The organism is Thalassotalea fusca (assembly GCF_053485835.1).
In genome coordinates this window covers 60,930-73,592 of the sequence record NZ_JBQRUN010000010.1, presented here as the reverse complement: position 1 = coordinate 73,592, position 12,663 = coordinate 60,930, and the positions used below count along the sequence as shown (strand labels likewise).

Below are 12,663 nucleotides of genomic sequence, written 5' to 3'. Positions count from 1 at the left end.
TCATTTGAAATCTCGGGGAACGAAATGCCAAAACCGTCTGTTTTTGAACGCTTTTATAAAGATCTCACCCAATGGCTGCATGACATAGAAGAACATGAAGGCACGCGTATTGTTGAAATTGTCGAATATGCCAAAAAACTGCTACTGGCGGCAGAGTCCTTACCAGAAGAGAAAGTGAAGCAATTTATTGACAATTTCGCTTACGATTTGAAAGAGTTTTATGAACAGAATCAAGAGGAAGCTAAGCATTCTATTTATTTAGGGCTAATGAAAGAGTCATTTTGGTCTGTGCTTGCCAACATTACTGATAAATCACAAGTTGAATGGGCGGAACTTTGCGAAGATTTCGAACAAGAGGGCGATTACCAAGTGGGTGATATGATAGGTTTTGGCCAGCTTACTTGTCGTGGGTGTGGTCATTCTATCTTGATCAGCCATTTGTCTGAGGTTTTGCCGTGTCTCGAATGTGGCCACAGGCATTTTAAACGTAATCCATTACAGCCTTAACGCAGCTTGGTGTAATTAAATTCAATCTGCTTTTGCCAAATCACGTTTTGACAGAGTACACTGTCGGCAACATTCCTGATTATTGATAATAAGTGCTGGTTTTTTAAGCACAAACAGCGAGATACTCTATGACAGAAGCTTTAAAAACGCTCAAATTACCTGTTGAAAAATTAACAGCAGAATTGGCTGTTGGCTTGTTTGAACAAAAATATGATGAAGGTGAACAACGAGTTTTTATCGGTCATCATAGAGCGAAAGAAGCGCTAGAGTTTGGGTTATCAATGGAGGCGCCGGGGTTTAACGTGTTCGCTATGGGTGAGCACGGCACGGGTCGACAAACACTGGTCAAACAAATGTTAGCAGCAAGTGCTGTACAGCAAACCACGCCACCAGAGTGGTGTTACATCAATAATTTTGACGATTTTCACGCGCCTTTTAAGCTATATGTAAGCCCAGGTGATGGCAAGCAATTGCTAGCACGCATCAATACCTTTATTGATGAGCTTATGGATTTGTTTCCTGAAATATTCGACAACCCAGGTTATCAGCGCAAAAAAGCCGCGATCGATCGTGAATTCAATCAACTGTATGACAATGCGTTAACTATAGTTGAAGAGACCGCATTGAAGAATAATGTTGTGTTGTTTGAAGAGGGTGGAGAAGTCGGCTTTTCGCCAATTATTGATGGCAAACCACTAAGCGATAATGAACTTGCCAATTTAGATGATGACAAGCGCAATGCATTTTTTGATGTATTGGCTAAGTTGGAAGATTTATTGGCAGAACAGCTTATTGAACTTCCTCAATGGAAGCGACGCTCGTCTGATAAGTTACGAAAACTACGATACCGTACAGCGGAAGACAGTATTCGCCCATTTATCAAAGAATTAGAGCATGAGTTTTCGAGTAATTTAGGGGTACTGAAGTACTTATCTAAAGTAAAAGAACATATTGTTGATGCTGTACTAGAAATTTTAGTGGAAGAAGGTCAAGAACAGCTTAATGATAAAGATGCCCGTAAGTTGATGGTAGAACGTTTTCTGCCTAATTTATTGGTTGCTAGAGATCCTGAAGCTGGCGCTCCCGTTGTGTATGAACAAAACCCAACGTATCAGAATCTTTTTGGCCATGTGGATTATGCATCTTTCCAAGGAGGTACTTACACAAGTTATCGTTTGATTCGTCCTGGGGCGTTGCATAAATCCAACGGTGGATATTTATTACTAGATGCTGAAAAGTTACTGAGCCAACCAGCTGTTTGGGCAAAACTAAAGTTAGCGCTTAAAACACAAGAGCTTACCATTGAAAATCCGTATTCAGAATTTACGCAGCCTAGCGCGCATACACTGCAGCCAGAGAAGATACCTTTTAAGGTGAAGGTTATTTTGCTTGGTGGTTCAGATATTTACTATATGCTACAAGATTATGATCAAGAATTTACTGAACTGTTTCGAGTGCTTGCTGATTTCGATCGTCATTTGGAATTTAATGATACCAATCTTGCCGAATATGCACAGATAATCAGACAACGTGCTTATCGTTATGATTATCCAAAAGTATCGGCCGAAGCGATTTTAGAGCTGGTGCGGTATGGATTACGAAGAGCGGAACACCAACATAAGATTTCTGCCAATATTGTTCAAGTAAATGACTTGCTTGATGAAGCGTTTTATTTGTGGAAGAAAGCGGGGGCAGAAGGCGAGTTAGCGGCTGAATTTGTACTTGGTGCATTGGCAGCAAAGCAGCGCAGAACTGGACGCATAAGTGAAGCGTGGTTAAGCGAGATCAAGGAAGAGCAGTTGTTGATCAGCACTGAAGGCAAACAAGTTGGCAAGGTCAACGGTCTGACTGTGCTGGAAATTGGCGACAGCGTTTTTGGTACGCCAGCGCGTATTACTGCGACCGTTTATGCTGGCAGCAACGGCATTACCGATATTGAACGGGAAGTGGATTTAGGCAAACCCATTCACTCGAAAGGGGTTTTGTTACTGTCAGGCTATATTGGACTTAAGTATGGTCAAGACCTCGTAGTGTCTATGTCTGCTAATATTGCCATTGAGCAATCATATGGTCATATAGATGGTGACAGTGCTTCAATGGCTGAGCTTTGCGCACTTATTTCCGCAATATCACAGTTACCTATTGATCAAGGCATCGCGATAACTGGCTCTATGAACCAACATGGTGAAGTACAATCAATTGGTGGTGTTAATGAAAAAATTGAAGGCTTCTATCGTTTGTGTAAAGACACTGGCCTTACAGGGAAACAGGGTGTAATCATACCGAAAACCAATGTTATTAATTTGATGTTATCAAGCGAAGTTATCGAAGCCGTAGAGCAAGGTAATTTTAATATTTTCGCTGTAGAAAATGTTGATCAGGCATTCGAAATACTAATGGGAATTGATGCAGGTAAGGTTAGCAGTACGGGTCGTTACCCGAGAAAGTCTATTCACGGTATTGTCATGAACAAACTAGCGAGCCTGTCGGCCTTACTGGAAGGTAACGAAGAATAACGTCGGGTTCTGGAAGCGTTACAGCTTCTTTACCTGCGAATCGCAACAAAAAGGGTAATAACAAGTTTGGTGTTATTACCCTTTTTGTTTAATTCAACTTTTTTAATTCAAGTTATTCAATTCAAGTTATTTAATTTCTATCTATTCTCGAAAAATTTAAATTGTTTTCTATACTGATCAAAGTGAACTGATTTTCTTGATCTTTCTTCGAGTGATCACAAGATTCAAATTAAAGGAGTGCGTAAAATAACAATAAGACTACGCTAACGTTCTGACATATGTGTCATCGGGATATTCTGCTGCTTTCACCGAAATGACGCTACTTGCCACCTATTAAGCCCGTTCAAGCATAGCTTGAACGTTAGTTTACTTCGTCCCAATAAAAAAGAAATGCTTGAAAAATAGGCTTTTTTTGCAAAATAAATATCTTGGCATATGCTTAATATCAAAGAATAAATTTGATTGAACTTTGTACAATAGTGTCGTGCGAAGTTCATTGGGGGAGCTGATGGACAGCACGCAATTACTTGCTGATGTTTGGCCTATTGCCGCATTTTTTCTGATTTTAGTCACTATGCTAGGTGGCATGCTATTACTGTCGCATTTTCTTGGTGGTCGCCGCCAACATGTACGACGTCATATACCATACGAATCAGGTGTCATTAGTGTTGATGACAATAAAACGCGCTTTGGTAGTCACTTTTTTCTTTACGCAATCTTTTTCGTTATTTTTGATTTGGAAGTTATTTTCTTATTTGCATGGGTTATTGCTTTTAAAGAAGTGGGTTGGCCGGGTTTTATTGAAGCGAGCATTTTCATTTTCATCTTGTTGGCTGCTCTTTGGTATTTGTGGCGAGTGGGGGCACTGCAATTAACCAGAAGACATGCACATCAGATGCAAACTCAAGATAGTTTCACCCCTGCGAGCAAACAGGAGGGCAACTAATGGAATGGTCTCTTACTAAAGCATCGCTAGATGAAGCATTTTCAGCATCAGAAAAATCGGTAGAAAAAGATCTACAGCGTCACTTATTTGTCGCCAAGCTCGACGATATGATCCGTTGGGGACAGAAACATTCTATCTGGCCGTTCAATTTTGGTTTAAGTTGCTGCTACGTAGAAATGGCAACAGGTTTTACTTCTAGACACGACATAGCGCGTTTTGGTGCTGAAGTTATTCGTGCTACACCTCGTCAGGCTGATTTAATGGTAATTTCAGGTACCTGTTTTAGAAAAATGGCACCAGTGATTCAACACTTATATGATCAACTCTTAGAACCTAAATGGATAATTTCTATGGGCTCTTGCGCCAATTCTGGCGGTATGTATGACATCTACAGCGTCGTTCAAGGGGTAGATAAGTTTATTCCAGTTGACGTTTATGTACCAGGTTGTCCACCCAGGCCAGAAGCTTTGCTTGAAGGGCTGTTGCTCTTACAAAGCGCCATCGCTCATCAACCACGACCTTTAAGCTGGGTAGTAGGAGAACAAGGAGTCAAAACGGTGCATAAGCCTTCACTTCGCGATATTAAACATTCTCATCGCATTGAAACTACCTTTCTTGATTCGCCGGATAGTGTCTAATGATAGATTTGAAACGGTCAAATGACTGGTCGCCAGATGCTCAACACACCGTCAAGGAAGAGGTTCATGCACTTTGCCACTCGCTAAGCTTAGAAGCTGAGCAAAGTCACATTTTCGATGCCATTGAAACTTATTGGGTTGATAAGCAACAACTCAGTCAATTGATGCGTATCCTCAGGTTTGATGTGGCACAGCCGTTTACCATGTGCTTCGATTTAACCGCGATAGATGAAAGCGAAAAGCGCACGCCATGTGCACAAAGCACACATATTACGGTGAGTTATCACTTACGTTCATTTGATAGAAATCAGGATTTACGCATTAAAGTTGCTGTAGACGAATGCAATGTCTTAATCAGTGTGTCGGACATATGGCCCAATGCTAATTGGTATGAACGTGAAATTTGGGACATGTTTGGCGTGACGTTTGTTGGTCATCCACACCTTACGAGAATTTTAATGCCACCCACCTGGCAAGGGCACCCGCTTCTAAAAACACACCCTGCACGTGCTACCGAGTTACCTTCTTTTACATTGTCAGAAGAGCAGCAGCGCATTGAGCAGGAAGCCCTAAAGTTTGATCCCGAGCAATGGGGAATGAAGCGTCAGGGCAAGAATAATGATTTCATGTTTCTTAACCTTGGTCCAAACCACCCGAGTGTACATGGCGCATTTCGCATTGTATTACAAATGGACGGGGAAGAGATTGTCGATTGTGTGCCCGATATTGGTTATCACCATAGAGGCGCGGAAAAGATGGGAGAACGACAGTCGTGGCATAGTTATATCCCATATACCGACCGTATTGATTATCTTGGCGGCGTGATGAATAACTTCCCTTATGTGATGGCTGTTGAAAGACTTGCAGGGATAACTGTACCAGATAGAGCGAAAGTGATTCGCATCATGACGTCAGAAATGTTTCGAATATTAAGTCATTTATTATTCTACGGCACATTCGCGCAAGACGTAGGAGCTTTGTCGCCGATATTTTATATGTTTGTTGATCGCGAAAAGTTGTTTGGCATCATCGAGGCCTTCACCGGAGCCCGCATGCATCCTAGCTGGTTCCGTATTGGCGGTATTGCCCAAGATTTGCCTGACGGTTGGGATACGCTAGTGCGTGACTATGTCAATTATCTCCCCAAGCGATTGGATGAGTATGAAAAAATGGTTATGCAAAATAGCATTTTGAAAAAGCGTACTCAGGGCGTTGGCAGCTATACAACAGAGCAGGCCATACAATGGGGCGTGACAGGTCCAGGACTACGTGCAACGGGTTATTCGTGGGATTTGCGTAAACAAAGACCATACAGTGGCTATGATCAGTTCGACTTCGAAGTGCCTACCGGTAATAGAGGAGATTGTTACGACAGGTGTCGGGTACGGATTGAGGAAATGCGCCAAAGCATTCGCATTATTGAACAATGCCTAAACAATATGCCAGAAGGTGATTACAAAGCCGAACACCCTCAAACGACACCACCCAACAAATTACGAACAATGACCGATATTGATACGCTTATCCCGCATTTTCTCAATGTCTCTTGGGGGCCGGTAATTCCAAAAGGTGAAGTATCGATAAGCGTAGAGGCGACCAAGGGAGAAATGGCTTATCACTTAGTTAGCGACGGCAGTACTACGAGTTACCGTACGCGCATTCGCACACCAAGTTTCGCGCATTTACAAATGTTACCCGTGATCAGTAAAGGCCAAATGGTGGCTGACCTTATTGCGACTCTTGGCAGTATCGATTATGTGATGGCTGATGTGGACCGATAAATATGATGCAAGTGATTCGAACAATAGCACCAAATGCTCACTCCTATCTTTGTGATTCAGAAAGAGCACAGATTGATCACGAAATTAGCGTGCTTGAATCCCGTACAGCTGCAGGTATTGAAGCATTGAAAATCGTGCAGGCGAGCCGAGGATGGATAAGTGATGAAAGCTTAGCTGCAATTGCCCAGTATCTCAGTATGTCGACCGCTGAATTGGACGGCGTCGCTACCTTTTACAACCTAATTTATCGCCAGCCAGTGGGCAAATATGTAATCCATTTATGTAATAGTGTGTCCTGTCATCTGAATGATTATCAGGCAGTACTGTCGGCAATTCAGTCACATCTTGGTATTAAATATGGTGAAACTACACCAGACGGAATGTTCACTTTGTTATCCAATGCTTGTCTTGGTGGTTGTGATAAGGCGCCAGTCATGATGATTGGTGAACACCATTATGAGCACTTATCGCCAAATAGCGTAATTGATGTGCTTGAGTCATTACGCGCAACAACGAAGGGGGCGTAGCATGAGTATCAACTTAGCGAATGCCCAAACAAAGCCATTAACCTACCTCGCAGATCGCGAAAGTCCATTAAGCTTTGCCTCGTATCATGAAGCTGGAGGGTATTCGGGTGCCCATAATGCGCTGAAAGAACATACGGCAGAGCAAGCTTTAGAATTAGTTAAACAATCAGGGTTAAAAGGGCGAGGTGGGGCTGGATTCCCTACCGGATTAAAGTGGAGTTTCGTACCTAGTAAACCGGAAAAAAGTACTAAGACTAAATCTAAAAGTGGATCAAAAGGTGCCTTAGGGCACAGATATTTAGTGTGCAATGCTGATGAGATGGAGCCGGGCACATTTAAAGATCGATGGATACTTGAAGGCGCGCCGCACCTGTTGATTGAGTCAATGATTATTGCCGCATTTGCAATTGGTGCAGATAAAGGCTTTATATTTCTGCGCGGTGAATATCATCTGGCAGCAAAGCGATTGCAACAAGCTATTACTGAAGCCATTGTCAATGGCTGGTTAGGCGCGAACATCAAGGGAAGTGGCTTTGCCTTTGAGCTACACTTGCACACCAGCGCGGGCCGATATATTTGCGGCGAAGAAACCGCGTTGATAAATGCATTGGAAGGTAAGCGAGCGAATCCCAGAGCCAAGCCCCCATTTCCTCAAGTTGCAGGACTATTTGGTCAACCGACGATTGTTAATAATGTTGAAACCTTGTGTAACTTGGTTGGCATATTTCGCCATGGCAGTGATTGGTATCAGGGGTTATCACCTGATAGCGATGCAGGTACCAAGATATATGGTGCTTGTGGCAATGTGCAATCACCGGGATTATGGGAATTACCCATGGGCATAACGGTTGGCCAGTTATTGAATGATTATGCCGGTGGTGTTCCTTCAGGTACGCAATTTAAAGGGCTACTACCTGGTGGTGCTTCTACAGATTTCCTTTTGCCAGAACACCTTGACGTCCCCATGGATTACGATTCGATTGCCAAAGCTGGGAGCCGTTTAGGTACTGGTGGCTTAATCGTTCTAGATAGCAAACATTGCCCTGTGGCTATGGTGTTGAATTTACTGGAATTTTTTGCGCAAGAATCTTGTGGTTGGTGCACGCCTTGTCGCGATGGCACGCCTTGGGCAGTGCAATTATTAAGTAAAATTGAGCATGGAAAGGGATGTCTTGAAGATATCGACCAGCTGCTATCACTATGCGACTTCATGTGGATAGGCAAAACACATTGCGCTTTGGCGCCCGGTGCAGTAGAGCCATTGCGTAGCGCGTTGAAGTATTTCGCTGATGATTTTCAGGCACACATTGATAAGAAGTGTTGTCCTTACCATGCGGAGCTTAGTTATGGGCAATAAAGTTACAGTGTTTATCAATAATCAAGCGTATCAAGTTGATGCGGGTAATAACTTGCTTGCTGGCGTACTGGCAAATCATCTGAATCTTCCATATTTTTGCTGGCATCCAGCCATGGGCTCGGTTGGCGCTTGTCGCCAATGTGCGGTGACGATTTATCAAGATGAAAATGATCAAACGGGTCGTATTGCTATGGCATGCACAACGCCAGTGTCTGATGGTTTGCGTGTGACCATTGATGATCCGTCATCGGTTGAATTTCGCGAGCAAATCATTGCCGCCATGATGACTAATCATCCTCACGACTGTCCTGTTTGTGCAGAAGGCGGTGAATGTCACTTACAAGATATGACGGTAATGACTGGGCACACTTTGCGGCAATACAGTGGTAAAAAGCGAACGTTTACAAATCAGTACTTGGGCGAATTAGTTGGTCATGAAATGAATCGCTGCATTACTTGTTATCGGTGCGTCCGATTTTATCAGGACTATGCTGGCGGCACAGACTTTGGCTGCTACGGTTCAAAAAACCAAGTATATTTTGGTCGACAGCAGGAAGGAACATTAGAAAGTGAGTTTAGTGGCAATCTCGTTGAAGTGTGCCCAACAGGGGTGTTTACGAATAAGCCATTTTCGGCTCACTATGCGCGTAAATGGGATCTGAAATCTTCACCTTCAGTATGTGGGTTTTGTAGTATTGGGTGTAATACGACTATTGGCGAACGATACGGCATTGTTCGTCGTGTGATTAATCGATACAACGAACAATTAAACGGTTATTTTCTCTGTGATCGCGGGCGTTATGGCTTGCAATTTGTTAATAACAAAACGCGCATAACTACAATTCGGGTAGATAAAACTTACTATCAGCGCCCCATTAGTACGTTAACGTTTGCGAAAGTATTTAGCCATTTTCGAAACAAAAAGTGGTTGGGGATTGGCTCTGGTAGAGCTTGTGTTGAATCTAATATTTTACTTCAAGAAATTGTCGGCAAAGAACACTTTAATTCCGGTTGGACTAGCGAGCAACTTGCATTAGCACATATTCATCGAAAAGCGATGTCGCAAGGAAATATTCCGACGCTACGCGAAGTGGAAAATGCTGATTGGGTATTTATTGTTGGACAGGACATTCAACAATCTCACCCTAGGTTGGCATTGTCTGTCAGGCAAGCACTGCGCGATGAAGAAACCCGGTTGGCAGACGAGCTCAATGTGCCGTCTTGGCAAGATGGGGCTGTGCGCGTTATAGGGCAACAACGCAAAAAGCCACTTTATTCTCTTCAATTTGCACCAACTAAACTAGATGAAGACAGTAAAGCCAGTTTAATTGTATCACCTGATAGAATTCCGCTCGTTATCGCTCATTTTGAATCGTTACTTAAAGAACAGTCGCGAGCGCCTAAATACGTGGTTAGCCATGACCTATCTGACAGCGAGAATGAGTATTTATCTGAATTACTGGTATCTTTTTTACAGGCCAAAAGACCTGTGTTTATCAGTGGCTGGTCGATAGGCAATGCTGGGAACTTGCAGTCTTTCAACAAGATGTATAGTGCGGCCAGTGCATTTATCAACACTAATACGCCAGATTCAAAGGCTCATCAAATTGTTCTTGCACCAAACACAAACGATGTTGGATTAATGCATTTGCTTGATGATGAGAGTCAAGCCATAGAACAGCAGTTAGACGCTGATAACTACGAAGGGGTTATTGTATTGGAAAATGCCTTGGATTCGTTATCTGAGAATGACTTAAACAAGCTTAAGCACAATAATCGTCAATTGATCGTATTAGAACATCTACCTACGCAAATAACTGAGCTTGCTGATATCGTTTTGCCGGTGTCGCCAGTATCTGAATATGATGGGCATTTTGCCAATTATCGTGGCGATCTACAGCGATTCTACGCAGCGGTTAGTCCACAGAATAACGTAAATTCTAGTTGGTATTGGTTAACTGCACTTGCTGAATATTGTGGTAGTTGTCCTACAAAGGGCACGCCAGAGTCATTGAAGTCGTTGCACCAAATCGCCAAAACTTCAATCAAAGGTTGGCCGTTTGTTCAGGAAATAGATACGGTAACGAATGCAGTCGCGCAAGAAACGCATCGTGTGAGTGGTCGCACAGCGAAGCAGGCAAATATCAATGTACACGAGCCGCAAACGCAATGCGGAGCGAATGTATTTCATCCTTCAATGGAAGGAGACAAGCAATTACTTTCTCACCTTTCACCTTTTGATTGGTCCCCCGGTTGGAATGCCAATCAATCTGCAAACCTTGTTCGAACTAAAGCAATGGCATCATGTGATAGGTTAGATTTTAGCCATCATGGTGAGGCGGTAATCCCAAGCACACAAACACTTGATGCAACAAGTGAACAAAAGAGATTGTATAACATGCCGCAATGGCAACGTATGGAACTTCAGTCGAGTAAGACGATCGATTTGGCAATTAGAGCGGGAAGTTTCGTGCTTTATGTTTCTCAACAGGAGTTTCAACAGCAGCAATGGGAGCACGGACAATGGATGATGCTCAACGTGAAAACGCATGATGAAAAAGATTTGATTGCTGTTCCGGCGCAAGTGTGCGCTGACAAACGGTTACCGAATGGGCATAGTTGTAGTCAAATAGAATGGTTGGCACCTGATACTTGGTACAACATAGACAGCCTTTTTCCACTTTCTATTGAAGAACAAGAGGTATTTCAAACTCAGGTAACAGAGCACATCACGCGCTTGAAATCACAGCAACAAGAGTTACTGGTAAAACTCAAAAACGATGATCAATTCATACCAATATACATGACACAGGAAGGTCAACATGACGCCTGATGCTTTATGGAAACTATTGGAAATACTCGTCATTATCTTGCTGCTTATTCCTATGGCGGCAATGCTAGTGTGGGTAGAACGGCGGCTGATTGGAATTTGGCAAGATAGATTAGGCCCAAATCGCGTAGGGCCATTTGGTATTCTTCAATCATTTGCGGATTTGCTGAAAATTCTGGCAAAAGAAGATTGGGTGCCAGACTTTAGTGACAAAAAGGTATTTGTTCTTGCGCCAATAATAGGTGCACTGTGTGTGTTAATGAGCTTCACAGTCATCCCATTCTCTCCCGAAATTGGCATATCTAACCTCAACATAGGGCTGCTTTTTTTCTTTGCCATGACATCTCTTGCGGTTTATTCCGTAGTACTGGCTGGTTGGTCTTCAAATTCAAAATATGCGTTGTTGGGGGGAATGCGTGCTGCTGCGCAGACGATAAGCTACGAAGTATTCATGGGGTTGTCAGTAATGGGGGTTGTCTTACTTACTGGCACATTTAATTTGAGAGAAATTGTGCTTGCGCAATCAACGGGCTGGTTTGTTCAAAGTCAGTTTGTTGCTGTATTTATCTTTCTTATTGCAGGCATTGCCGAAAGTCATCGTTTACCATTTGACTTACCAGAAGCTGAAACAGAATTAACGGCTGGCTTTCATACAGAATATTCAGGTTTAAAATTTGCGTTATTTTTCTTAGGTGAGTACCTCGGAGTCACATTGATTTCAGCGATGACCGTTGTGTTGTTTTTTGGGGGCTGGCTAATGCCATCGTCAATTGCCTGGCTATTGCCACCGGTTGCTTGGTTTATTCTGAAGGTGGCGCTGTTGATTGTTTTTTTTATTTTACTTCGAACGTCATTACCGCGACCTCGCTTTGACCAACTTATGCAATTTGGTTGGCTGGTTATGCTGCCTTTATCTCTACTCAATTTAATCGTTACCGCATTATGGGAGCTTTCAAGATGATTAGCCAACTAAGAACGATGTGGTTAGTGCTAAAGCATACTTTTACCAAGGCCGACACGGTGGAATACCCCGATAAAAAGCCTTATTTAGCGCCTCGATACCGCGGTCGTATTGTACTGACGCGAGATCCTGATGGAGAAGAGCGTTGTGTTGCCTGTAATTTGTGTGCAGTTGCATGTCCTGTGGACTGCATTGCATTGCAACAAACCGTTGACAATGACGGCCGAAAAAGAGCGGAGTTTTTCCGCATCAATTTTTCTCGTTGCATCTTGTGTGGCTTGTGTGAAGAAGCGTGTCCTACGTATGCCATTCAACTAACCCCTGACGTAGAACTTGCTGAATACGAACGCAAGAACTTAGTTTATGAAAAAGAACATTTATTAATAAATGGCCCAGGAAAATATCATGACTATAACTTTTATCGTCAATCCGGTGTCGCGATAGAGGGCAAGGGTAAAGGAGAGGCCGAGCAAGAAGAAAAACCCGTAGATGTTAAAGGGCTAATGCCATAGCAAGGTGAATAATGATCAATCATTTAAGCCGACATAAAGGCGAAGCAATACCAATTTATATGAATAGTCGATTACGAGGTGATGAATA

Annotated in this window: 10 protein-coding genes; all 10 read left to right on the top strand. The window is 42.9% G+C overall.

Translation table 11 applies throughout. The annotated features are described in order from the left end of the window. The first annotated feature begins 24 nt into the window (after window positions 1-24). A complete protein-coding gene (locus ACSLUK_RS13325) occupies window positions 25-507 on the top strand; it encodes a zinc ribbon-containing protein (protein WP_448549160.1) in 483 nt (160 codons plus the stop codon). Window positions 508-635: 128 nt separating this feature from the next. Beyond that, window positions 636-3,023 carry an AAA family ATPase gene (locus tag ACSLUK_RS13320; RefSeq protein WP_448549159.1) on the top strand — a complete coding sequence of 796 codons (2,388 nt, stop codon included), beginning with the start codon at window positions 636-638 and terminating at the stop codon, window positions 3,021-3,023. A gap of 508 nt (window positions 3,024-3,531) precedes the next feature. Further along, the gene (locus ACSLUK_RS13315) at window positions 3,532-3,969 is read left to right on the top strand and encodes an NADH-quinone oxidoreductase subunit A (protein ID WP_448549158.1); all 438 of its coding nucleotides are present in this window, start codon (window positions 3,532-3,534) and stop codon (window positions 3,967-3,969) included. Further along, window positions 3,969-4,607 carry a NuoB/complex I 20 kDa subunit family protein gene (locus ACSLUK_RS13310; RefSeq protein ID WP_448549157.1) on the top strand — a complete coding sequence of 213 codons (639 nt, stop codon included), beginning with the start codon at window positions 3,969-3,971 and terminating at the stop codon, window positions 4,605-4,607. Before ACSLUK_RS13315 ends, ACSLUK_RS13310 begins: the two co-directional genes overlap by 1 nt. Next, a complete protein-coding gene (gene nuoC / locus ACSLUK_RS13305; protein WP_448549156.1) occupies window positions 4,607-6,388 on the top strand; it encodes an NADH-quinone oxidoreductase subunit C/D in 1,782 nt (593 codons plus the stop codon). The genes ACSLUK_RS13310 and nuoC overlap by 1 nt, the downstream gene beginning before the upstream one ends. A 2-nt stretch (window positions 6,389-6,390) precedes the next feature. Continuing rightward, on the top strand, window positions 6,391-6,915 hold the full coding sequence (gene nuoE / locus ACSLUK_RS13300; RefSeq protein ID WP_448549155.1) for an NADH-quinone oxidoreductase subunit NuoE: 525 nt from the start codon (window positions 6,391-6,393) through the stop codon (window positions 6,913-6,915). A 1-nt stretch (window position 6,916) separates the two neighbouring features. Then, on the top strand, window positions 6,917-8,272 hold the full coding sequence (gene nuoF, locus ACSLUK_RS13295; RefSeq protein ID WP_448549154.1) for an NADH-quinone oxidoreductase subunit NuoF: 1,356 nt from the start codon (window positions 6,917-6,919) through the stop codon (window positions 8,270-8,272). Further along, on the top strand, window positions 8,262-11,105 hold the full coding sequence (gene nuoG / locus ACSLUK_RS13290) for an NADH-quinone oxidoreductase subunit NuoG (protein WP_448549153.1): 2,844 nt from the start codon (window positions 8,262-8,264) through the stop codon (window positions 11,103-11,105). Before nuoF ends, nuoG begins: the two co-directional genes overlap by 11 nt. After that, window positions 11,095-12,063: an NADH-quinone oxidoreductase subunit NuoH gene (nuoH, locus tag ACSLUK_RS13285; protein ID WP_448549152.1), complete on the top strand. Its 969-nt coding sequence runs from the start codon at window positions 11,095-11,097 to the stop codon at window positions 12,061-12,063. The genes nuoG and nuoH overlap by 11 nt, the downstream gene beginning before the upstream one ends. Continuing rightward, window positions 12,060-12,575 (top strand): NADH-quinone oxidoreductase subunit NuoI, encoded by a 516-nt coding sequence (gene nuoI / locus ACSLUK_RS13280; RefSeq protein ID WP_448549151.1) that lies wholly within the window; start codon window positions 12,060-12,062, stop codon window positions 12,573-12,575. The genes nuoH and nuoI overlap by 4 nt, the downstream gene beginning before the upstream one ends. Window positions 12,576-12,663: the final 88 nt, after the last annotated feature.